At 61.4% G+C, this 23,049-nt stretch carries 22 protein-coding genes; 8 read left to right on the top strand and 14 right to left on the bottom strand.

Annotated features, from left to right (window positions below):
* Positions 1 to 45: 45 nt before the first annotated feature.
* From ACMFWR_RS22830 to ACMFWR_RS22795, 8 genes are all read right to left on the bottom strand, one after another.
* The gene (locus ACMFWR_RS22830; RefSeq protein ID WP_413196968.1) at positions 46 to 1,875 is read right to left on the bottom strand and encodes a diguanylate cyclase domain-containing protein; all 1,830 of its coding nucleotides are present in this window, start codon (positions 1,873 to 1,875) and stop codon (positions 46 to 48) included.
* Positions 1,872 to 3,005, bottom strand: coding sequence for an extracellular solute-binding protein (locus ACMFWR_RS22825; RefSeq protein ID WP_413196967.1), 1,134 nt, complete (start codon positions 3,003 to 3,005; stop codon positions 1,872 to 1,874). The genes ACMFWR_RS22830 and ACMFWR_RS22825 overlap by 4 nt, the downstream gene beginning before the upstream one ends.
* A 255-nt stretch (positions 3,006 to 3,260) precedes the next feature.
* Positions 3,261 to 3,500, bottom strand: coding sequence for a hypothetical protein (locus tag ACMFWR_RS22820; RefSeq protein WP_413196966.1), 240 nt, complete (start codon positions 3,498 to 3,500; stop codon positions 3,261 to 3,263).
* Positions 3,501 to 3,702: 202 nt separating this feature from the next.
* Positions 3,703 to 4,137, bottom strand: a complete 435-nt coding sequence (locus ACMFWR_RS22815) for a hypothetical protein (RefSeq protein ID WP_413196965.1) — start codon at positions 4,135 to 4,137, stop codon at positions 3,703 to 3,705.
* 33 nt (positions 4,138 to 4,170) lie between these two features.
* A complete protein-coding gene (locus ACMFWR_RS22810) occupies positions 4,171 to 4,956 on the bottom strand; it encodes an EAL domain-containing protein (RefSeq protein ID WP_413196964.1) in 786 nt (261 codons plus the stop codon).
* A 547-nt stretch (positions 4,957 to 5,503) separates the two neighbouring features.
* Positions 5,504 to 5,773 (bottom strand): hypothetical protein, encoded by a 270-nt coding sequence (locus ACMFWR_RS22805; RefSeq protein ID WP_413196963.1) that lies wholly within the window; start codon positions 5,771 to 5,773, stop codon positions 5,504 to 5,506.
* Positions 5,774 to 5,861: 88 nt separating this feature from the next.
* Entirely contained in the window at positions 5,862 to 7,856 is a 1,995-nt protein-coding gene (gene treA / locus ACMFWR_RS22800) for an alpha,alpha-trehalase TreA (protein WP_413196962.1), read from the bottom strand.
* Between the two features lie 81 nt (positions 7,857 to 7,937).
* Entirely contained in the window at positions 7,938 to 9,665 is a 1,728-nt protein-coding gene (locus ACMFWR_RS22795; RefSeq protein WP_413196961.1) for a thiamine pyrophosphate-requiring protein, read from the bottom strand.
* A gap of 210 nt (positions 9,666 to 9,875) precedes the next feature.
* On the opposite strand from ACMFWR_RS22795, the gene ACMFWR_RS22790 reads away from it, so the two are divergent.
* The 4 genes from ACMFWR_RS22790 (at position 9,876) to ACMFWR_RS22775 (ending at position 14,319) form a co-directional block, all read left to right on the top strand.
* Positions 9,876 to 10,385, top strand: coding sequence for a MarR family winged helix-turn-helix transcriptional regulator (locus ACMFWR_RS22790; RefSeq protein ID WP_413196960.1), 510 nt, complete (start codon positions 9,876 to 9,878; stop codon positions 10,383 to 10,385).
* Between the two features lie 284 nt (positions 10,386 to 10,669).
* The gene (locus tag ACMFWR_RS22785) at positions 10,670 to 11,899 is read left to right on the top strand and encodes an MFS transporter (RefSeq protein WP_413196959.1); all 1,230 of its coding nucleotides are present in this window, start codon (positions 10,670 to 10,672) and stop codon (positions 11,897 to 11,899) included.
* 141 nt (positions 11,900 to 12,040) lie between these two features.
* Positions 12,041 to 12,799 (top strand): SDR family NAD(P)-dependent oxidoreductase, encoded by a 759-nt coding sequence (locus tag ACMFWR_RS22780; RefSeq protein ID WP_413196958.1) that lies wholly within the window; start codon positions 12,041 to 12,043, stop codon positions 12,797 to 12,799.
* Between the two features lie 68 nt (positions 12,800 to 12,867).
* The gene (locus tag ACMFWR_RS22775; RefSeq protein WP_413196957.1) at positions 12,868 to 14,319 is read left to right on the top strand and encodes an aldehyde dehydrogenase; all 1,452 of its coding nucleotides are present in this window, start codon (positions 12,868 to 12,870) and stop codon (positions 14,317 to 14,319) included.
* On the opposite strand, the gene ACMFWR_RS22770 is transcribed toward ACMFWR_RS22775, so the two are convergent.
* The 3 genes from ACMFWR_RS22770 to ACMFWR_RS22760 form a co-directional block, all read right to left on the bottom strand.
* Positions 14,307 to 14,498: a DNA-binding protein gene (locus ACMFWR_RS22770; RefSeq protein ID WP_413196956.1), complete on the bottom strand. Its 192-nt coding sequence runs from the start codon at positions 14,496 to 14,498 to the stop codon at positions 14,307 to 14,309. The genes ACMFWR_RS22775 and ACMFWR_RS22770 overlap by 13 nt on opposite strands.
* Before the next feature lie 47 nt (positions 14,499 to 14,545).
* Complete coding sequence (locus tag ACMFWR_RS22765) at positions 14,546 to 14,815, bottom strand: cupin domain-containing protein (RefSeq protein ID WP_413196955.1); 270 nt, start codon at positions 14,813 to 14,815, stop codon at positions 14,546 to 14,548.
* 109 nt (positions 14,816 to 14,924) lie between these two features.
* On the bottom strand, positions 14,925 to 15,803 hold the full coding sequence (locus tag ACMFWR_RS22760; protein WP_413196954.1) for an alpha/beta fold hydrolase: 879 nt from the start codon (positions 15,801 to 15,803) through the stop codon (positions 14,925 to 14,927).
* A gap of 355 nt (positions 15,804 to 16,158) precedes the next feature.
* Between ACMFWR_RS22760 and tehA the strand changes: the two genes are divergently transcribed.
* Positions 16,159 to 17,139, top strand: coding sequence for a dicarboxylate transporter/tellurite-resistance protein TehA (tehA, locus tag ACMFWR_RS22755; protein WP_413196953.1), 981 nt, complete (start codon positions 16,159 to 16,161; stop codon positions 17,137 to 17,139).
* A gap of 39 nt (positions 17,140 to 17,178) precedes the next feature.
* Here the strand turns inward: tehA and ACMFWR_RS22750 are convergent, their stop codons facing one another.
* The 3 genes from ACMFWR_RS22750 to ACMFWR_RS22740 all read right to left on the bottom strand — a co-directional run bounded on the left by ACMFWR_RS22750 (position 17,179) and on the right by ACMFWR_RS22740 (position 20,336).
* Entirely contained in the window at positions 17,179 to 18,114 is a 936-nt protein-coding gene (locus tag ACMFWR_RS22750; protein ID WP_413196952.1) for an AEC family transporter, read from the bottom strand.
* Between the two features lie 221 nt (positions 18,115 to 18,335).
* The gene (locus ACMFWR_RS22745; protein ID WP_413196951.1) at positions 18,336 to 19,358 is read right to left on the bottom strand and encodes a LacI family DNA-binding transcriptional regulator; all 1,023 of its coding nucleotides are present in this window, start codon (positions 19,356 to 19,358) and stop codon (positions 18,336 to 18,338) included.
* Between the two features lie 81 nt (positions 19,359 to 19,439).
* Complete coding sequence (locus ACMFWR_RS22740; protein ID WP_413196950.1) at positions 19,440 to 20,336, bottom strand: LysR substrate-binding domain-containing protein; 897 nt, start codon at positions 20,334 to 20,336, stop codon at positions 19,440 to 19,442.
* Between the two features lie 156 nt (positions 20,337 to 20,492).
* Between ACMFWR_RS22740 and ACMFWR_RS22735 the strand changes: the two genes are divergently transcribed.
* The 3 genes from ACMFWR_RS22735 to ACMFWR_RS22725 all read left to right on the top strand — a co-directional run bounded on the left by ACMFWR_RS22735 (position 20,493) and on the right by ACMFWR_RS22725 (position 22,989).
* Positions 20,493 to 21,107: a glutathione S-transferase family protein gene (locus ACMFWR_RS22735; RefSeq protein ID WP_413196949.1), complete on the top strand. Its 615-nt coding sequence runs from the start codon at positions 20,493 to 20,495 to the stop codon at positions 21,105 to 21,107.
* Between the two features lie 385 nt (positions 21,108 to 21,492).
* Positions 21,493 to 22,395 carry a cupin domain-containing protein gene (locus ACMFWR_RS22730; protein WP_413196948.1) on the top strand — a complete coding sequence of 301 codons (903 nt, stop codon included), beginning with the start codon at positions 21,493 to 21,495 and terminating at the stop codon, positions 22,393 to 22,395.
* Between the two features lie 180 nt (positions 22,396 to 22,575).
* Entirely contained in the window at positions 22,576 to 22,989 is a 414-nt protein-coding gene (locus tag ACMFWR_RS22725) for a hypothetical protein (protein ID WP_413196947.1), read from the top strand.
* Positions 22,990 to 23,049: the final 60 nt, after the last annotated feature.

Genomic DNA, 23,049 nt, shown 5'->3' with positions numbered 1-23,049 from the left:
TGACTGCCTATCAGCGACATCCATGCCGGCGCGCACGTTCGACGTTCACAGCGTGACGTCGGCTTTTCCGGTCGCAGTGCTGCGCCCCCGCAGCCGGCCGCTCACCTGGCGGCTGCGCGAGCGCAGCGCCGGTGAAGTGGCATCGTCGAGTTCCGCATAGGCGCGACACGTGCTGCGTCCTTCGCCGCTGAGCTTGGCGGCATACATCGCGGCATCCGCATGCAGCAGCAGTTCTTCGGCACTCGTGCTGTCCGACGGGAAGCGGCTGACCCCGACACTCGCGCCGACGGTCACTTGCTGATCGTTGATCAGCAAGTCTTCGTTGAGCGTGCGAAGCACTTCGGCGGCAATGTCGGCGGTGGCGCGATCGGCGCGTTCGCCCTTGACCAGCACGATGAATTCATCGCCGCCCAGGCGCGCGACCAGATCGGTCGGGGCGAGCACTTCGCGCAGACGGTGGGCGACGGCGATCAGCACGTTGTCGCCTGCCGAGTGGCCGAACCGGTCGTTGATCTGCTTGAATCGGTCGAGGTCGACGAACAGAACAGCGAGATGTTCGCCGCTGAGCGACGCATGCCGGATGGCCGTATCGAGCTGCTCCATGAACAGCATGCGATTGGGCAGGTCAGTCAGTACGTCGTGACTCGCGAGGTGCGAGAGCTCGATCTGCTTGTGATGCAGCACGTCGATCTGCGATTTGATCTCGCGGCGCATGCGCGCGAAGCACCGGGCAAGCACGCCGATTTCATCGGTGCGCCGGATCGGCAGCTCGTCCATGCTTTTGTCGGACAGGAAGTGCGTCGCGGCGAACGTGAGCATCTGAAGCGGCTGCGTCAAGGCGCGCGCGAAGAGAATCGCAAGACACAGCGCCAGCACGCTTGAAATCAGGACCATGCGCACGATGCTGCTACCGAGCAGATTGGCGCCCTCGAGCGCTGAGGCGAGCGGCTTGGCCAGGCCCAGCACGACGAAGCGATGGCTGTCATCGCCGCCGAAGGGTTTGCGGATAAACGTGACGATCGCATCGCGGGCCTCTTCAGGCGCATCGAGTCCGTTGAGCTGCACCTGATCTCGCGTCTGGTCAAACAGCGCGTGCGTCGACGCAAACGTGTCCTGAATAAAGACGCGGCGTCCCTTGTCGAAGCCGAAGGTTTGCGTGGCGTCCGGATGGATCAGGAAGTCGCCCCACTCATTGGTGAGGTAGACCTTGTAGTCGGAGGGCAGGTCGGTCTTGAGCAAGGCGAGCAGTCCGCCCAGATCGACGTCGATGACGATCGCGCCGACGGGCTGTCCGCCGGCATCGAACACCGGTGCACCGACGCGCATCGTCGGACGGCCCTCGGCGAGGTGCGTGCCGTTCTCGTGATTGATGGTGATGTTCGACACATAGGTGCGCCCGGCGCTCAACCCAAGCGTGTCGAACACATAGGGAAATTGCGCCTTTTCCTGAAGCCCGTTACCCGTGACACGCACGGCGCCGACGGCGTCACGGTCGAACCGGATCAGCTCGAGCCCATGGTGCTCTCGCGCAATCAGCCGGACCTGCAGATATTCGGGGTGGTTCGCCATAAAGCTCGCGAACACCTGAGCAAGACGCTCACGTCCGTCGTTGCGGCCCGTGCCGTCGTCCGAAGCGGCCACGCGTGCCGACGAGGGCATGGTAGCCAGCACGCGCGCGTCGGCGGAGATATCGTTGATTTCGACTGACAGGCGCCGGCTCAACAATTCTGTCGAGGTGCGCAGGCTGCGTTCCGCCTGATGCACGAGCATCGTGCGGTTCGCGTGATAGGCGTAGTAGCCCGTCAGCCCGGAAGCGAGCACACCGATACAGGCCAGCAGCACCGACAGCTTGACGGTCAGTCCCGGACGGATCATTGGAACGTCTCCGGCCGGTCGCCCGAGACGATGCGATTCCACATGGCTTCGCGGTGTCCTATGTCCTCGACAGGACGGATCCAGTACAGATGCGCCGACGCGTCCTGACTTCCGGTCGCGAACAGGGTATTGGCGAGCCCTTCGCGCGCGGTGAAACGTTGTGCCACGTCCGGGTCGATCATGTAATTGATCCAGGCGAGTGCGAGCGCGCGATGCGGCGATGCGCGTGTCATGGCCCAGCAATCGAGCCAGGCGAGCGCACCTTCGTCGGGGATCACATAGCCGACATCGGCCCCTGCCCGGCGCAGAAGCTCGACCTGCTGGTTGCCGTAGTTGCCGAACATCAGCGCGACCTTGTGCTGGACAAACAGTGCGGCCGCATCCTCGGGCACGTTGTAGTACGTCAGCAAGTTGCGTCGAAGCTCGATCAGGCGGTGCGTGACTTCGCGCATCTGCGATGCATTGAGATCGAACGGATCGCGATAGCCGAGCGCGAGTGCAGTGAACGAATAATTGTGCTGCGCGCTGTCGAATGTCAGGACCTTGCCGCGATAGCGCGGATCCCAGAGTTCGTTCATCGAGCGGGGCGCGACACTGATCTGCTTGCGATCGTAGATCAGCCCCATCGACGAATACGTGAACGGAATGCCGTACACCTTGCCGTCGGTAACCAGGCCGCCGATCGAGTCGAGCGCGCGAAAGCGCGGCAACTGGCGTTGCCGGTTCGGCAGCGCCGCAACATCGAGTGGTGCGAGCAGGTTTTCGTGCGTGTAACGCTGAATTTCCGCCGTGTTGGCGGCGAGCACATCGAAGGGTGGCGGGGCCGATGTGCCGGCAGCCGTGCCGACGGAGACGGTCGCGTCCGAGTGCATGCGCGACCAGAGCGCTTCGTCCGAATCGACGACAGTGACTTCGACTTTTGCGTGAAAACGCGTTTCAAACGCTTTGACGGTCTGGCTGTCGGCGTAGCCCGGCCATGCGAGCACGCGCAATACCTCGTCGGCACGCGCGGGCGTGGCGGCAACGAAGGTCACAACGAGCATGGCGAGCAACCCGCGCGCCGCGGCGGACGCAGGTCTCGTCGCGCATCGCGTGCGATGCGGGCTCGAGGGAAAGGAGGTCCTGCGCATGTCAACCGTCCTTTGCAAACAGAGGCTATTTAATGCGAAATGCCTGGTGCGAAATGCCTGGTGCGAAATGCCTGGTACGAAGTGCCGCGCGGCTCGCGCCGATCGGATCGTCAAGTGCTCCATGTTCCGCGAATGGCCGATGACAATCCATCTATCAATATCGGCTTTCGGCGCTGAATTCTTTAAGTTCTTTAGGGCCGCGGCGCGTCGGTCCGTCGAATCATCGCAAGTGCGCGTTCGCGAGCGTTCGCCATACTACACGCTGCCGCGTCCCGCGCCGCCGCGCGCAGGGTCTCCGTATCGTTTGACAAACTGGATGTGCATGTCCTTGAGTAACGAGAGATAGGCTTCGCCCTCTGCCGTGCCGAGCGTGGCGACCAGCGCACGGTTTGATTCGTCCCAGAGCACTTCGAACTCGCGCCGGGCAACCTCGGCGGGTAACTGGCCTGCAAGCAGCGCGACGAAGTCGTATTCGATTTCGGCAGTGGTTCGCATCGGCATCGTCTTCCTTCAGGGGCGAGCCATCGGCATCGGGCGCGGTCGTGGTGGCGATACGACACGCGTGGGCGTTCGCTATGCGATTTGTGGTGCTATTTGTGGTGCGGTTCGTTGTCCGCTTGCGTGCAGCGGATGAGCTGCGTACGTGCTGACTATGTGCGGGTTACGTAGCGATGTGTGGGTGGCGTGGCAGTCCCGCTCAATGCAGCGCGGGCATGTGGCGCCAGCGCTTGTCCATGTCCTTGAGCAGTTCCACGTAGGTGAGCGCGGCGCGCTCGGTCGCGCATGCCACGGCAGCTTCGTTGGCCTCATCCCAGAGTTCCTGAAACAACAGGGCCGCTTGCTGGCGCGGCAGGGCGCGAGCCAGCAGGACGGAAAAGGCGAACGACAATTCCTCCGCCGTTCGATGGCGATCGTCAGATATGGTCTTCAATCTGTGTTGGGCAGGCGGCTTGTTGTGCCGCTCGTCTTCAGCTTGGAAAATCCCCGTCCGCATGCGACAGACGGCGCGCAACCGGTCGGCGCCGCCGTGCTCGCCGATTGCCCAGGGCATCGGCTCGCCGCGCGGAACGGCGATTGTGCCCAAGTATTGTGACGCTTGATGGTGATGAGGAGATGACGCGGAGAACGTCATTCATAGGCGCGTCGCGCCCATGCGGGAAACGCCTTAGGCGCGCATCGAGGGGACGGGCAGATGCCGGAATTCAGGCCGGGCAAAGAGATAGCCCTGCATGAGCGAAACGCCTTCGGATTCGAAGAAATCGCGTTCGCCGGCCGTTTCAACGCCTTCGGCGATGATCTCGACACCGAGTTCGCGGCACATCGACAGCGCGCCGCGCACGATGTGTTGCCGCGTCGCGTCGCGATCGACGTCTTTGACGAGCGCGATATCGATCTTCACGATATCGGGCTGGAAATCGGCGAGCAATGACAGGCTCGCATACCCGGCGCCGAAGTCGTCGAGCGCAGTCTTGAAGCCGAGGTGACGATAGGCGTCGAATACTTCGCTGAGCGCCTTGCGGTCGTCGATATGCTCGTCTTCGACGATTTCGAATACGACGTCGCTCATGGGAATGCCATTCGCGTCGGCCGCTTCGACGGTGCGCTGGATATTGCGATCGTGACGCAACAGGGCGTTGGGCAGGCAGTTCACCGACAAGCGCGTCGACAGGCCCACCGAGTTGGCCGCACTGAACGCGCGTTCGCGGATCGCCTGGTCGAAGTGATAACGCAACGGGGCGGGGACACTCGACAACACGGTCTGCGCCGACTCGCCGGCGGGGCCGCGAATCAATGCTTCGTATGCATAGGGCTTGCCGCGTGTCACGTCGACGATGGGCTGAAACGCGAAATCAAAAGCGCGCGCGGCAGCGGATTCACGCCGGGGGCGGCTGCTTTCACGGACGGGCGCTCCCGCACCGTGATGGCGACGCGGATGATGGGCTCTAGCCATTCGCAAGCGCTCCAGAACGTTGGCGCGCACCTTGTTGAACGGACATTATTTCTCGCATGAATACGCGCCAGGATTGGAAGCCACAGATGCAATGCGACAGTGTGTGGCATGGCTTGCATTTTAACGGCAATAAAAATTAGAAATAAAGATCTAAATGTCGAAATCAGCAAAAAAATCACCGAAATCAACAAATGTCAGCGCAGAAAATAAACATGCTAAATAAACGTTGCGATTTCCGGAGAGGGTCTGGCGGCGCGGCTCGGGCATCCAAGCAGGCCTAAGTGCAAAAATAAGGGTGAATACGTATCAAGTCTTCCGATAAACAACCGTTAAAGCTGCGTTAAAAACTCGCTAAACGGTAAATTACCGGCGGATACACAGCGGCTGACAGGGGTACGGTAAAACCATCAGCGGGACTCGCCATGCGGCGGATGTCAGCCGTTCCCGACACTCGCAGAGCCCGCGGATGCCCCTGAATTCCCTTGAATTCCGTTCAATATCGTCGGATGACTGCCTCAGGATCGGGCGAGGAGATGACGCGGGAGGGCTAAGAGGTCGAGTCGCTTTTGCTCGACTTGCGGGGCGGTGCGTTGCGGAACTGCACTTCGAAACGGTCGTGCATGCGGCGCAACAGTTCGATGTAAGCGTTGCCTTCAGCGGAGCCGAGCAGCGTCATGGCGGCCCGGTTGGTTTCATCCCAGAGGACTTCGAACTTGAGCTTCGCAGTCTCCAATGGCACGCCGCTTCGCACGAGCGTCGCGAAGTCGACTTCGATCTCATTGGGCGTGCGTACACGCGCTGCGGATTCCTGATTCATGCTTGCGGCAAAACGACAATGCGGGCCGGCAGTGTAGCCGACCTCGCGGGTTTTCCGCATTGTGCACCTGACGGCGCATTTCCGAAGGTCAGGGCGCGTTCGCCGGTGGCTGAGCCGGATGCGCAGCGCCGGGCAGCACCTCGGCGGCCGACCCCGGGTTTGAGGCCGGAGTTAAGCCCGGTAATAAGGCCGGTAATGAGGCCGGCGCCACGCCCGGCGACGCCCCCGATGCCGTCACGGGGGTGCGTCGGGTGTCTTGCGCGGCGGCAGGGTACAGCGCGAGCAAGGTCTCGAGTACGCCGTTGGTCCAGCCAAAGCCTTCCTGCAGCGCGTATTCGCCACCCGTCGCCGCCTTGGCCGAGCCGAGATCGTATTTCTCGACGAGCTTGCCCGTGTCGCGGTAGAACTGCAGGTTGTTGGCGATCCATCGCGTCGCAATCGTGCGCGCGAGTTCATCCTGGCCGTAGCGGCGCAGGCCGATCACAGCAAGATACTGAATCGGCGCCCAGCCGTTGGGTTCGTCCCACTGCTGCCCGGTCTGCGTGTCGGTTGTCGCCAGGCCTCCCGGGCGCAGCAGTTTCTGCTCGAGCGTGGTGGCGATCATGCGCGCTTCGTCACGCGTCGCGACGCCGAAGTACAGCGGATAGACGGTCGCGGCGCTGAGCCGGTGCGTGAGGCTGCGATGCACGAAATCGTAGTCGCCGAACGCATGCAGCTCGTTGTCCCACAGCACGCGGCGCATGGCTTCGGCGCGCGCGTCGGCCAGACTTTGATAATGGGCGGCGAGCTTCGCGTCGCCCTTTGCGTGATGGGCAATCGCGAGCGTGCGTTCAAGGTTGAAAAGCAAGGTATTCAGATCGACTGGCAGCAATGACGTGACCTCGATCGTCGCCAGTGTCTTGCCGTCGGCAAACCACCGCGAGCTGAAGTCCCAGCCCGATTCGCCGCCCGCGCGCAGGTTGCGCCACACATCGGTCGAACTGCGTCTGGGCATGCTGCGCGCAGTCTCCACGTCTTCGCGATACGACTCGTCACGCGGCGCGTCACGTTCGTCCCAATAGCGGTTGAGCAGGGTCCCGTCCGCGAGGCGCACGACATGATGTGCGGCCTGGCCCGGCTTGAGCGTGTCGGCGCCGCGCATCCAGTATGCGTATTCCTTTTCGAGCTCGGGCAGGTATTGCACGTACGCCTGGTCGCCGTCGTGATCGGCGATCAGCGCGACCATCGCGGCGAAGAACGGCGGTTGCGAGCGGCTCAGGTAGTAGCTGCGATTCCCGTTGGGGATATGGCCGTAGCGGTCGATCAGCGTCGCGAAGTTATTGATCGTGTCGAGCGCGAGGTCATGCTGGCCATCTTGTTCGAGGCCCAGCATGATGAAGTACGAGTCCCAGTAATAGATCTCGTCAAAGCGATCGCCCGGGACGATGTAAGGGTTGGGCAACGGCAACAGCGATGACCACGGCGAGCTGTCGCGATCCGGATTACGACGCAGGACTTGCCAGAGGCCCCGAATATGGTCCGATACCGTGGTGTCCGCGTCATTGGCCGTAGGCGCCGCGGGACGCGCTGGCAGATGAAAATGCGCATCGACGAAAGCATGCAGATCGAATCCGCGTACCGAGCGCTGAGCGTGATACAGCCGCACGATTTGCGAGGGCGACCGGTCGGGCACCATGTCGGCGAACGTCTTGCTGTCGGGAATCACATGCGCGAGTTCGACGTCGCGGTAAAGCGAGCCGTAGAGCAAGGACGGCGGCAGCGGCGTCGCGTGCGGTGCGCTGGCGGTTTCGCTTGAGGGGACCTTCGCGCGCGTGCCCGAGCTCGCGGGTTGCGTGCTCGACGTTTCTGCGGTGCCCGGCGCGACCGTCCCGGCTTGCGCGGGCGCGCTGCCCGGCAAGCTGATTGAAGCCGGCGCGTGTTCAAGCGTTTTCGCTGCTTCGTGCGCCTGATCGGGCGCTTTGACAACCGCTGCCGCGGAAGGCGATTGCGCAAGCGCATCGGTTTGTACGAGGGTCGACGCCACCGTGATGGCGACGGCCGTTGCAATTCCGGTGGCGACTGCCCGGATCAGTGGATGCGTCATCGGCGACTCCGTGGTCAACAACGTCCGGCCAGTAGCAAGACCGATACCTGTCGGCACCCGGATGCGCGACGACGCGTCAGCTCAGAGCTTCTCGAGCCAGATGTCGATGACCGCACAGCGTCGTTCTTCGCGCACGGCGTGCAGCGCGTCGACGAGTGCGGCGTCGACCTCGTCGACGCGCGTGATGCGCCTCGCCCAGGCGCCGCCCGATGCGGCGGCAATCGCGGCGTAGTCGGGTGGTGGGTCGAAGCTTACGTCGAGTTCGTCTGCTTTGCTTGCATACCCGGTTGGATGCACGGCGAGCGCAGACAGCTTCGGCGATTTCCAGCCACGGTTGTTGAACACGATTGTCAAAAACGGCGTCGCGTACTTGCGTGCCATCCAGTGCACGGAAGACGGCACGGAAAACATATACGACCCATCGCCCGTCATGACGATGACGGTGTGATCGGGCCGGGCGAGCTTGACGCCGATGGCGGCGCCGCCGTTCCATCCGAGCGAGCCACCGCCGCTCGTGTACATCGCGCCGGTGCGCGACAGCTGCAGATGATTGATGACCGTGTGGTAGTTCGAAATCCCCTCGTTGAGCACGGTCGTGTGTGCGTCGATATGACGTCGCAGTCGAGCGGTCACGTATTCCGCAGTCAGGCCTTGAGCGGGGGTAGATTCAAGCTCATCGAGCTGACGTGCCCGTGAGGCATGCAGCGCCTGATAGTGCGCGCGCCGCTCGGCGACGAGGTCCGCGTCAACAGGCAATGCGTCGATCGACTCGCGGATCTGACGCAAGGCCGTACGCGCATCGGCGCGCATCGAGCGCTTCGCCGGGATGTACCACAGCGGCATTTGTTGCTTGAGCGGGTCGACATCAATGTGGAAGATCGGCGTGCCCGCGCGCGGTTTGCTGACGGTAGGGATCCACGGCACGTCGCTGTCGATCACGATCACGAGATCGGCCGCGTCGAGCGCCGCGTTCTGCACCGGGTGATTCCATTGATTGCCCTGGTACAGCACGTCGTCGGTCGGGAAATTCAGATAGTTGGGCACCGACTCGAGCACGCCGAGACCCAGTCGATGCGCGAGCGCGACAAGTTCGACGACAGCCAGAGGATTGCGCCCGACATACGAGGTCACGACAAGCGGACGCTTCGCAACGGCGAGCGCGCTCGCGAGTTCTTCGACCTGATCTGCCGCGAGCGCGCCGGGTGACAAGGGTTGCCAGTCCGCGAACTCCGCGTCGATCGGCGGAACCTCCTGCTCCATGGCTTCGCGCGTGCCGGTCAGGTAGACCGGTCCCTTGGGGTCGCTCAGCGCGAACTGTAGTGCGCGCCATGTGATCTGCTTGACGTTGTGGCCTGAGCGGAATTCGTTTTCGTATTTGACGTAGCCGCGCACGATGCCGCGCTGATCGGGCACGTCCTGAATCCACTGAATGAATTCGTTGCGGCTGCCCTTGAGTTCGCCTTGTTGCGTGTACGGCGAAAGCCCCGCAAAGATCAACACGGGAATACGACCCTTGGCAGCATTGTGGACGGCGCCCGCGAGCGCCTGCGTGCCGCATTCGACGTGAACGATCACGGCCTGCGCTCGACCGGTTGCCTGAGCAAAGCCATGCGCCGCGCTCAGCGCGACCATCTCGTTCGGGCACGTGATGACGCGCGGCACAGGCGTGCCGTCATGGCGCGCCTGCGCAAGGGCTTCGATCAGCGCGGGGTGGTCGCTGCCGAAGTTCGAGAACAGATACTCGACGCCTGCTTCATTGAGTGCTTCAAGAAATGCCGTGCTGGTCGTGTACACGCGTAGCTCCCGCATCGATGGCGTTCAATGACGTCGCGAATTGTTGGATCTCAAACTATATGTGATCAAACAATACTGTCAACGCACATGACATCGGTATAGATACCAACTGTCGGATATCCAATCATTTGCTTGAATACAGTCCGATACCCCCTGATTTGTTCTTGCTTTTTTCTTTAACGCGCATGCTCACCGCATGCGCTGCAGCGCGACAACCGAGGCAGCATGAGCAAAGGCCGATCGAGTGCAGTGCAAAAGGAATCTGTGTCCGAGGACCAGCCGGAACCGCGCTATGCGGCGCCTGACATCGCGTTCGGCGAACTCGAGAACACCATCGGCTTCAATCTGAGGCTGGCTCAGCAGGCGTCGTTCCAGGCGTTTGCGCGTCGCGTCGGCTCGAGCGATTTGCGTCCCGGCTTCTACGCCACGCTCGCGCTGATCCATGAAAACCCGGGGATATCGCAAACGGCACTGAGCCAGGCCAACGGACGCGACAAGTCGACGCTGACCCCGGTGCTCGATGATCTCGAGCGGCGTGGCCTGGTGGTGCGCGAGCGGCTTGCCACGAACCGCCGCAGTTATTCGTTGACGTTGACCACCGAGGGCGTCAAGGCGTGGAAGACATTGCGCACGCATGCGCGCGCGCATGACAAGGCGCTCGACGAACTGATCGAGCCGTCGCACAAGGAAGAGTTTCTGCGCTCGCTTCGCAAGATCATCGCTTACCTCGCCTGAGATCGGCGCCGGAGCGCGGACGGGGATTTCAGCGGCGCGCGACATTGCAGTGGGTTGCGAAGCGGTTTGCGAAGCCGCGCGGCATCACGCAGAAGCGTGAGCGCACATAAAGACACCAGTACAAGAGTACGAGAGCGCGCATCGCGTGCACATGACGCGCACATCAGCCGCAAAAGGGCTCATGAAGCAGGGGGCACGGGCAGTCGAGTCAGGTCCACCGGAGCTGTGCCGGCACGCTCAGTCGTTGCACGGCACGGCCCTTCAACTTTCATGGAGGAGACACCATGAGCACGTTGTGGCGCCGTCAAAACGGCATTTTGCTGTTGTTGTTCCTGACATGGGGTACGGTTTTTCTCGACCGCATGTCGCAACTCTATCTCGCGCCGTACATGATCGGCGATCTCAAGCTCGATAGCGGCAAGGTCGGTAACCTCGCCGCGGTCACCGGCATTTGCTGGGCATTCTCGACGCTGGTGCTCGGCGCACTGTCCGACCGCATCGGTCGGCGCAAGGTCTTGCTGCCCGCGATTTTTTCATTCTCGATTCTGTCGTGGCTGTCGGGCATCGCGCAGAACTACGAGCAGATGCTGCTGATCCGTGCGTTGCTCGGTATCGCCGAAGGTCCGTGCTGGTCGGTGATCACCGCGCTCGTCGAAGAAACGTCGGAGCCGCAGCATCGTGGCCGCAATGTCGGCATCGTCGTCAGCGCCGCGTCGCTGATTGGTCTTGCCGTCGCGCCTGTGCTCACGACGCAGGTCGCAGCGCATTTCGGCTGGCGTGCGGCGTTCTTCGTCGCAGGGGTGCCGGGCATTATCCTTGGCGTGCTGATCTGGCGCCTGGTGCCGGAACCTCCGCGCAAGGGTGGCGCAAACGCCGCGCATCTGACGCTCAGCGATTATCTGAGTGTGTTCACCTACCGCAATATGTGGCTGTGCTGCCTCGGTGCGATCGGCGTGATCTGCTGGCTGTTCGAGGTCAATGTGTTCGCGCCGCTCTATATCACGCAGGTCGCGGGTCAGCCGGGCACGACCGCGGGCTTTCTGCTCGGCGCGGCAGGTTTTGGCGCGTTCTTCCTTGGCATGATCTTTCCTGCCTGGTCGGATCGCATCGGACGCAAGATGGCGCTGATCATCATGTCGGTCATGATCGCGATACTCGTAGTCGCGATGCTCTCGCAGTCGCTGTACACGAACCTCTGGCTGCTTGCGATCATTTTCTTCGTGACGAATGCGCAGCAGGGGATCGTCGCGCTGATGATGGTGCTCGTGCCGACTGAAACCGTGCCGCCCAGACTGGCCGCGACCGCCATCGGCATGGCGACGATGGCTGCCGAGATCGTCGGCGCCACGGCGGCACCTGCAATCGGCGGCGCGCTCGCGCAGGAACACGGGCTGGCCGTGCCGCTCTATATGGCGCTTGGCGGCGCAGCGGTCGTGTTTATTGTCGCCTTGTTGATGAAGGAAACGGCACGCCATACGAGTCAGGTGCACGAGCCGAGTTCGTCAGTGGCGTGACGGCCAGGATTTAAATGAGCAGGCGCATCGACCGCCGTCGATGTGCCGCCGAGATGACGGCAACACCGGTGTGCTCGGCACCAACGGCACCAACGGCACATCTGCGGCAACTGCATCACCCACTTCCCGTAGGGAGAATCAATGAAGGGGCTGGACGGCAAGACGTGCCTGATCACCGGCGGCGCGGGCAGCATCGGCATGGCGACGGCGCGACTCTTCCTTGAGCACGGCGCACGCGTGATGATTGTCGACCTCGATCAGGCGGTGGTCGATGCGGCCGTTGCGGCGCTGGCCCATCCGCATGCATCGGGCGTGGCCGCCGACGTGGGTGACGCCGTCCAGACACAACGCTTTGTCGAAGCGACGGTCGAGCGGTTCGACAAGATCGACGTGGTATTCGCGAACGCGGGCATCTTCGGCAGCGTGGCTCCGGTAACCGACTACCCCGACGACGTTTTCGACCGCGTGATGCGCGTCGCGGTGCGCGGCAGCTTCCTGACGTGCAAGCACGCGATCCCGCATATGCGCGACGGCGGATCGATTGTGCTGATGTCGAGCGTGATGGGCTTGATGGCTGACCCTGGCGTGGCGGCGTATGCGGTATCCAAGCATGCCGTCGTCGGATTGATGCGAGTGCTCGCAAAGGAACTGGCACCGCGTCACATTCGCGTCAATACGATCCACCCGGGTCCGGTCGCCAACGCGTTCCAGACATCGATCGAGCGATCACTCGACACGGTGCTGAACACAGATGCAACGGCGTTTCTCGACAATGTGATCCCGTTGCATCGCCACGCCGACCCCGTTGAGGTCGCAAATGGCGTACTGTATCTGTCCTCATCGATGAGCAGTTTCGTCACGGGCACGAGCTTGCCCGTCGATGGTGGCATGCGCGGCTAGTGTGAGCGGTTGTTGTTCGCCATGCGCACGAATTCCCAACGGACCCGAACGACTAAAAGAGGCGTTGTATGTATGACATGTCGATGCTGATTAATGGAGAGAACGTAGGGGCAGGTGGAGGCGCCACATTCGAACGCCGCAATCCGCTCACGGGCGACGTCGCGACACGCGCGCCCGCCAGCACGGCCAAGGATGCGGTGCGCGCGGTGGAGGCCGCGCATCGCGCATTCCCCGCCTGGGCCGCGCTCGGGCCGGGCGAACGTCGCACGCTGTTGCTCAAGGCTGCGGCGGCACTCGAGCAGAAGGCGCCGGCATTTGCCGAAGCCATGGCTGACGAGACAGGTGCCAGCGGCATGTGGGCCGGGTTTAACGTGCATCTGGCTGCAGGCATCCTTGTTGAAGCCGCTGCACTGACCACACAGATCAAAGGCGAAGTGATTCCGTCCGACGTTCCTGGCAGTCTTGCCATGGGGATTCGTCAGCCCGCCGGTGTGGTGGTCGGCATTGCGCCATGGAATGCACCGGTGATTCTCGGCGTGCGCGCCATTGCAACGCCGCTGGCTTGCGGCAATACCGTGGTGCTCAAGGGTTCCGAACTGTGTCCCCGCACGCACCGGCTGATCATCGAATCGCTGCAGGATGCGGGGCTGCCCGCGGGCGTCGTCAACTTCGTGACGAACGCACCGGCCGATGCCGGTATGGTCGTCGAAGCGATGGTCGCGCATCCGGCAGTACGGCGCGTAAATTTCACGGGTTCGACGCGCGTGGGCAAATTGATTGCGCAGACGTGCGCGAAGTATCTGAAGCCGGTTGTGCTCGAGCTGGGCGGCAAGGCGCCGTTCGTCGTGCTCGATGACGCTGATCTCGATGCCGCGGTCAACGCTGCCGCGTTTGGCGCATTCGCCAACTCCGGACAGATCTGCATGTCGACAGAGCGTTTCGTCGTCGACGCTGCCGTGGCCGACGACTTTGTTGCAAAGCTGGCGGCCAAGGCCGGGGCGCTGCCTGTCGGAGATCCGCGCAAGGGTCCGGTCGTGCTGGGTTCAGTCATCGACATGGCGACGGTCGAACGGTGCAACGCGCTGATCGACGACGCGGTCGCGAAGGGCGCGAAAGTACTGTGCGGAGGCCGTGCGGACAGCACGCTGATGGCCGCCACGTTGATCGACCACGTGACGCCCGAAATGAAGATCTATCGCGAGGAGTCGTTTGGTCCGGTGAAGGCCGTCGTGCGCGTGAACGGTGTCGAAGAAGCCATCGCGTGCGCGAACGACAACGAATATGGTTTGTCGTCGGCGGTGTTCGGACGCGATATCGCGCGCGCATTCGAAGTGGCCAAGCGTATCGAATCCGGCATCTGCCACGTGAACGGGCCGACCGTGCATGACGAAGCACAGATGCCATTCGGCGGCGTCAAATCCAGCGGCATCGGCCGCTTCGGCGGCCTGGCCGGCGTCAACGAATTCACCGACCTGCGCTGGATCACCGTACAGACGACTCAGCGGCATTATCCGTTCTGAGTCGGCGAGGGCCGTGCAGTCTGATTCCGATGCATGGCCCGCTCAACATCTTCAAGCGCAGCTGCAATTTCTTTTTCGTCGCCGGACTCCAGCGCAAATCTCAAGTAAAGGCAGATCGCCTCATCGTCGTTGAGATAGTTGGCGGCGTCGAATGGAATGAACTTTGTCGCTGTCGTCATCGCAATTCCGATCTCTTTCTGATCGTGGTGTTGAGCAGCGCCGAAGCTTACACCTTGCGACCCACCAGATATTTGACGCCTTGCGGGCCGTAGAACTCCGTGTGGCGTTCATTCGGGCGCAGATGAAAGATCTGTCCCTGGTGATAGACGCGTTCGCCGTCGGCTGTAAGTAAGCGAAGCTCGCCTTCGACGACGAGGGCCTTGGCTTCGAATGGGTGGCTGTGCTCATCCATCTTTTCGTTGGGCCCGCGTTCGACGAGCACCCCGGCGGGAAAGCCTTCTTCGTTGAGCAGGGCGGTGAAATCATTGGCGTTCATAAGTCCTCCGGCTGAAGACAAGGCGCGCGCGGCGGTTTGCACACCGATCCATTCCACGATCCGCGCACTGGTTTGCGTACTAAGCACTATACGCCGCGCCTACGTGTGATCAACGTGTCAGGAAGGGGATCACGGTCTCGAGCAATGCTTCGGGCGCTTCTTCGGGCACGTAGTGCGCGCACGGCAATGCCTTACCGTCGACCCGATCCGAAAACTTGCGCCATTCCGCAATCGGATCGAAACACTGCTCGATCACACCATCCTGGCCCCAGAGCGCGAGGAACTCGCATTCGATCTTGCGGCCCTGCGCAAGCGACTCACGATCGTGCTCGAGATCGATGGTCGCGCTCGCGCGATAGTCTTCGCACACGGCATGCGCAGTACCCGGCAGGCTCAGGCAACGAAGATATTCGGCCCATGCTTCCGGCGTGAACGGCGCCATGCCCGCCCGCCGCGAGCCCATCGTTTGCCGCATATAGAGCTCAGGGTCCGACGCGATAAACGTTTCGGGGAACGGCGCAGGCCGGATCAGGAAGAACCAGTGCCAGTAGGCCGTCGCAAATGCGCGGTCAGTCTGCTCGTACATCGAGAGCGTCGGTGCGATATCTAGCGTGACGAGCCGCTCGACGGTTCGCGGGTGATCGAGCGCCATGCGGGCAGACACGCGCGCTCCCCGATCATGCGAGAGCACGGAGAAACGATCGAAGCCCTGCGCGTGCATGAGTTCGACCATGTCCTGCGCCATGCGGCGCTTCGAGTAGTTCGAGTGATCGGCGAGACCCGGTGGCTTCTCGCTGTCGCCATATCCACGCAGATCAGCTGCAATCACCGTGAAATGTTCGGTGAGTTTCGGCGCAACCTTGTGCCAGATCGTGTGCGTTTGCGGGTGGCCGTGCAGCAGCAACAGAGCCGGACCCGTGCCTGCGCGGATGGCATGAATCCGTATGCCATCAACGATGGCCGATGCGTCTTCGAAGTGCTCGAACATGGGGAATTCCTCCGTGCGCCGAGTGTACCGGAACCTCATATCCGATCAGGCCCCTCGGCAACGCCAGCGGGACGGGCCTGAAAGTTCGTCGCAGGCGCTGTGCGGGCGGGGCGCTCGACAGGCCCACCGGTGTGAGGGAGCGCTCTATCCGGCGAAGCGTGTGCACGCAGATTCGCGCGAGGTCATTCCGACGCCGCCGAGCGAATGAGACTTTCGGACACAAACGCGAGACCCTTTGGCATTCATGCTGGCGAAATGAATTTTTATAGTGACTCCCATGGCACTTCCCCGTGCCGGGCCGTGAATTGTCACGATGCCGGGCCGCCAGGGGAGTGAACCGGACGAGGAACGCCCGATGAAACCGACCCTCCTGGCACCGATGCCCGCTTCATTCTTCGGAATCGCGGTAGGACCGCTGGCGCTTGCGGCGGCGTGGCGCGTGGCGGTGCCGCTGTGGCATCTGCCGGCGATCGTCGCCGATGCGCTGACGGTCGGGTCGTTGCTTGTCTGGGTTGCGATTCTTGCCGGCTATGCGCACACGTGGTGGCGCCATCCGGCTGCCGCCCGTGCCGAACTTGAACATCCGGTGTTGTCGGCTTACATATCGCTTGGACCGGTCAGCTCGATGCTCGCCGCCAATGCGCTGCAGGCGGTGTCGCGGCCTTTGGCGGTCGCCGTGTTCGTGGTGGCCGCGCTTGCCGGGCTCGGTATTGGCGCACATCAGTACGCACGGGTATGGAAAGGACATCTGAGCGCCGCGCAGGTGACGCCCGTTGCTTACATACCGGGTGTCGCGGCCAATCTTGTCGCAGGCGCGGTCGCTGCAAACCTGGGTTGGCATGGACTCGGCGGATTGTTTTTCGGCGCCGGCGTGCTGTCCTGGCTTGCGATCGAATCGATCATGCTGCATCGTGTAACGGCACACCCTGAACTCGATCCCGTTCTGCGGCCCGGGCTCGGCATTCAGCTTGCGCCTCCGGTCGTCGCAGGTGGAGCGTATCTGTCGCTGACCACTGGCGCGCCCGACGTCATCGCACTCGCGCTGCTTGGCTATGGCTTGTATCAGCTTGCGACGATGGGGCGCTTGCTGCCCTGGATCGTGCGCCAGCCTTTCACGCCGGCGTACTGGGCGTTCAGCTTTGGCATCGCCGCGTTGCCAACGATGGCGATGCGCATGGTGGCGCGCGGTGCAGAAGGATCGGTCGAGTGGATTGCGATCGCATCATTTGTATTTGCGAATGTTGCAATTGGCCTGTTTATCGTCCGCACCATCGGCCTGTGGATCAACGGAAGGTTGCTGCCTGTTGTCGCCCCGCGTCGGGTCGCTGCGCATTGATGGCGTGCCGACGTCGTGCTGATGTCGCGACAACGTCGTTCAATGGGCGAACCAGAGCGTCAACATGATCGACAGTGTAACCATCGATACGATGGTCGAGATCAACACGTTGTTGGCCGTGGTATCCGAACTGCGACCGTAGTATTCGGCCAGCATGAACGCACCGGTGCCGGTCGGTAGTGCCGAGAGCAAGACCGCAATCGCAGTGAGCGGCGGCGCGATATGGAAGACATAGGCCGCGAGCAGCCACGTCGCGACAGGCTGCACGATCAGCTTGAGCACGACGAGTGGCGTCAACACGCTCCAATCGGGTTTGCCGCGTTTCTCGGCGATAAACAGGCCGAGTGCGACAAGTGCACACGGGCTCGCCGCATCGGCGAGCAGCTTCAGGAAACGTTCGACTCCCTCGGGAAGCACCACGCCACACAGCGACGCCACCGCGCCAAGAACCGGTGCCGCGAGCAGGGGATTTTTTGCGAGCGATAGCGTGACGCGTCCGGCGACACGCGTGATCGAACCCGACGGCTGCACCGCAAATTCAACTAACGCAAGCGCCATCGCAAACAACACGCAGACTGTCAGGATCGTCGCAATCGTGGCCGGTCCGAGACTTGACGGACCAAACGCGGCCGCGCAGAGCGGAAGCCCGATAAACCCTGTGTTTGCGTACGCGCTGTTCAGGCCGTCGACGCTTGCATCGGCGAGATGCGCGCCCCGCCGCAATTGCCACGCGAGCGTGAAAGCGAAAATGACGAGCGAGCCGATACCGAATGCCGCGACAAACCCGGGTTGCCAGAGGTCACGCAGGTGCGCGTTCGCGATGATGCGGAAGAGCAGTGCGGGTAGCGCGAGAAACACGACGAAGCGGTTGAGTTCTTTTGACGCGGTCGGCCCGGCAATCTCCCAGCGTCGCATGCCCCAACCCGCGAAAATCAGCGCAAAGATGGGAAGAACAATCGAAAACAGAACCAGCATGCGGCGCCCCGGGGTAACAGCGGCTTACGAAAGTAAGCAAAGACTTAAAAAATAAGCTAGCTGTATACCACAGGTTGGGGCGGTTTTTGACGCCAACGGCGCAGAAGATGCGCCTAAAAGGCGTCGGGCAGGTGGCGCGCAGCGCCAAAGATGCGTCGGCGAGGCGCTGACGCGGTGTCGAAGAAGTATTGCCGAGCCGCCGCCCAGATAGACCGGGCTATCTACGTGTGTGCGTGCTCGGGCGCTGCCGCAACCGATTCCCGCATCGACACCGTGACGGGAAAGCGCCGCTCATACGGCTGCGACACGCCATAACACTCGCGGATCAGCCAACGGACCGCATTCGCGGCCACCGCATACATCGGGATATGGATCGAGGTCAGCGCTGGAAACGTGTGTGCGGCGGCATCGACGTCGTCGTAACCAATCACGGAAATATCGTGCGGCACGGAGATATTGCGTTCACGAAGCCACGAGAGCGCACCGACGGCCATCTCGTCGTTCGCGCAGAACACGCCGGTCAGGTTCGGGTTTTGATCGAACAATTCGCCCATCGTGTGCGATCCGCCATCGGCAGCGAAGTTACTTTCGATAACCGGCACCGACGCGCGTTCGAGACCCGCCGCAGCGACTTCATCGAGGAACCCTTCGACGCGATCGAGATTGTCGGGTGCGCTCGACGGGCCCGCGATCACGGCCATGCGGCGGTGCCCATGTTCGAGCAAAGTACGCGCGGCGAGTGCGCCCGCATGTTTGTGATCCACCGAGAAGCACAGCTCGTCCATGCCTTCGAGATGGCGGTTCAGGATCGCGAGCCGCGGGTTGCGTTCGTGGATACGACGCAGATCGTCGTCATGAAACTCATGGCCGATGACCACGATACCGTCGCAGTCGCGCTGCATCAGGAAATCGAGTGCCTTGATCGATTCACCGTAGTCGGGTCCGTGATTGCTGCCGCTGACGACAACCATATGCCGATGGACGGCGCGCAGTTCGTTGTCCGTTGCTTCGAGAATCGACCGGTAGAAATCACCGCGCAGCGTCTGTACGAAGAGCCCGATCGCACCGAGCGACTGGCCGGAGAGCGAGCGTGCAATCGAAGAAGGGCGGAAATCCAGTTCCGCGATGGCGACGCGCACACGCTCGGAGGCCTCAGCCGATACCGAACCGCGACCCGATATCACGCGCGACGCTGTTCCGACGCCGACACCGGCAAGTTTGGCTACGTCTTTGATGGTGGCCACGAGATCTCCCTTCGCGCGCTCATTTTTTAATTGCCGCCTACTATAGCGCTACAACTCGTGCGAGCGAACCGAGGATTGCTCCTAGTCAGATTGGGGCGACGCGTAGCGCTCGACTTCCTCCGTCATCCACTCGATAAAGTGCGTCTGTTTGACGGTCAGCGAATCGCGTTGCGGCCACACGAGCCAATATGCGTACGGGTAGGGCACGGTGATCGGCGAGAGTTGCACGAGCTCGCCTGTCGCGAGTTTGTCGTCGATCAGACTACGCCGTTCTAGTGCGATTCCATCACCGCGCGCGACCGCGCCAAGCACGATGTTCGAGTCGATCGCCGCAAGTCCGCAGGGGTTGGAAGGTTCGTTGACCTGGGCGGCGTGACACCAGTCCGTCCACGGCGCATCGTGGCTCAGCACGATGGGGCACATCACGATCGCTTCGGGCGTGGCCGGCAAATCGCCGTCGTTGAATGAAGGCGATGCGACGACTACAAGTTCGTCGGACATCAATCGCTGGTGCCCAAGACCCGGCCAATCGCCCTGTCCCATGCGAACGCCGATATCCGCGAGACCGTGGCGAATCTCCTGCACTTCGAGACTGGTCTGGAGGCGTATGCCGTAGTACGGATGCCGTTCGCGAAAACGGCTCAATCGCGGAATGAGCCAATGCAAGGCAAACGAGGGCAGCGTGGCGATCACGAGTTCGCTCGGCTGCGGGCGCGTCTGCGCGATGCGCGTCGCCTGGGCGATGTTGCGCAGCGCCGCGCGAACCTCGAGCGCGTAAAGACGTCCCTCTTCCGTAAGACGCAGACCGCGCGCTTCACGCACAAACAGCGCGACGCCCATCGTCTCTTCGAGTATGCGGATCTGCTGGCTGACGGCCGAGTGCGTGACATGTAGCTCGCGCGCGGCCAGCGTGACCGCGCCGAGGCGTGCGACCGATTCGAAGCATCGCAGTGCGGCCAGGGGAGGAATCATGTCCATGTTAGTTTTTCTAACGAGACCGGTCGGAATAATTCACTTATCAGGGTACAAGAATATGCTTAAGCTACTTGTCCGCCGTGAGGTTGGGGGCGAATTCGGCATGAGTTCGCCCAGCTACTTCCTTTGACTGACGATAGAGATTCTAACGGGGCACGTATGAAGCTGATCGGAATGCTGGATTCGCCGTTTGTTCGCCGGGTCGCCATTACCCTCAAGTTGCTGGGCCTGGAATTCGAACATCAGTCGGTGTCGGTGTTTCGGCACTGGGACGCCTTCCGCGAGATCAATCCGGTCGTCAAAGCACCGACGCTGATCGAAGACGACGGCCAGACGCTGATGGAGTCGACGCTGATACTCGACTACGTGCTGAATGCGAAGAAGCCGGGTTCTTCGATGCTGCCCGCCGAACCCGCACAACGATTTCGTGCAAACCGCCTGATCGCGCTGTCACTCGCGATCTGCGAAAAGGCCGTGCAGATCGTCTACGAACACAATCTCCGACCGGCCGAGAAGCTGCACCAGCCGTGGATGGATCGCGTTCACACGCAATTGCATGCGGCGTGCGCCGAGCTCGAGCACGAACTGGAGAGCGAACCCTTCGCAATGGACGAACGTCAGTTCGGACTCGCCGGCATCACGGTCGCGGTGGCGTGGAATTTCACCACCGCATTTGTGCCGGACGCGGTTTCAGTTGAGAAGTATCCGAAGCTTCAGGCGTTCTCGGCGTTTGCGGAGCAGCAACCGACGTTTGTGGCGACGCCGGCGGTTTGACTTAAGAAGCCTCGTTCGTCTGCGGTCATTGCGCGACAAGCACGTTCGTCGCACCTCCGCGTGCAAGTTCTCGCTACGCCTCGCCCAGTCGTGAGTTGCAAGCACGGCTGGGTCACTACGTGATCGCTTTATGCGATCCGAAAAAACCTTGTCCGCGTAAGTTGGCGAACTCACACACCAGCGGTGAGTTCATGAACGCGTACCAGACAAGCCAGACAGTCCTGCCAGCAAGTCTCCGTCGACGGGGCGGCCACTCGTTGATCGTCAAGCCTCCCTACGGTTTATTTGCGCTTCTGAAGAACGCCGCCGACTCGGGTCGTCTTTCGAATGCGCATCTTGGCGGATATCGTGCCGCGCGCGATGCCGACCGTTCGGGAGCATCGCGATGATCGATCTCGGGGTTAGCAACGCGGAGTTCATGGATCGGTACTTCGAGCGAGAGATGTTGGTTGTGCGTGGCTCGGCGGATGTGACCGGCGTCCAATGGGCGGAGCTCAGTGAATATGTCTCGCTTCTCGATCCAAGTGACGATTCGAGAATAAAAGTGTTTCTGAATGGATTGCTCCCCTATGCGCTCTATGCGATCCGATACCAGGACCTCGACGAGATGCGATATGCGGTCGATGCCGCCGATTTAGCCCAACTAATGCTGGAGGGCGCGACATTGGTGCTCAATCGGCTCGACCTTGATTTAAATGACGTCGCACTGATGTGCCAATCACTGAGCGACTTCCTGAGTGCAAAGGTGGTGGCGAATGGCTATGTCGCCTTTGGTGGGGCGGGTTCATTCGGCAAGCATTGGGATACGCACGACGTGTTCGCGATACAGTGGCACGGAAAGAAGCGGTGGCGGATATATCGCCCGACGTTTGAATTGCCGCTTGCTACGCAGACAAGTAAGCGACACAAATCGGAGTGTCCAAAGACACCCATCTTTGACGATGTCCTCAATGCAGGGGATGTGCTCTATATCCCACGTGGATGGTGGCACGAAGCGACACCGATTTCGGGCCAGGAAACATTCCACATCGCCGCTGGGGTGCATGTCGCCACGCGGCTCGACTACCTGTCATGGCTTCGCAGCAATGTTCTGAGTCAACAGTTATTGGGCCGTGCATGTGTCTCAAAGGATGCGTACGACCGCGACGGCCTGCAGCAATTCGCGCGACTTGTTCATGACGCCATCGTGGCTCCGGAGCACACGAGGGACTTTTGTGGGCAAATGAGCAAACTCAGGAATGATTTTCAGGCTATTGACTTTGACAGGTTAATTCGCAAGACAAAATAGGAAATATCGCAACGGATTTTAATTAATGAGATGGTTTGACTTTGGGTAAAGTTCTATTGCTACGGCGTGCAATGCGATTTGCTTTAATTCAACGTGTTCCTTCGGCCCTCAGGGAGCGAACGAATTCCGTTGCGAGCGCGATGTAGGAAGAATTTGGCCAATAAAGTGATTGAGGCTCATATGGGTGATCAAGAAACATTGACCGCAGAAGAACAGCGGAAAGCCAATGTGCGAATAAAAGTGATGTGGTATTTCGGCCTTGTTTTAGGAGCTATCGGCGCTTCACGGCTTCACATTCCTGTTTTCAGTAAAGCGTATGTCGTCGCAATTGCAATACACATCATTAGCTCCATCATCTGGTTCCATCTGCGGTGGACATCGGCTGTAGATCGGCGCCGACTTATTCCGCTCGGCTGGGGAAAATCGATCGACTTCAACGTGGTGGCAAGCGTTGTCGCGGCGGTGACCGCAGCGGCAATGGTGTGGCTGAAGTGGAAGATAGGTGCGAGCTGCGCGTTCTTCGCAATGTTGACTTTTATGCAGTGCGTCGTGTGGGAGCGGTGCGATCGCGATGAGTCACGGTCGTCCGCGTAGCAGCAGTTTTCAAGCGAACTAATCCATCGGGGGAACAATGCGCCCGCTTACGGAAGAAGA

The sequence above is a fragment of the Pararobbsia alpina genome (assembly GCF_965118125.1).
GTDB lineage: Bacteria > Pseudomonadota > Gammaproteobacteria > Burkholderiales > Burkholderiaceae > Pararobbsia > Pararobbsia alpina_A.
The sequence above is the reverse complement of the archived record's forward strand: the minus strand, read 5'-3'. Positions and strand labels throughout refer to the sequence as shown.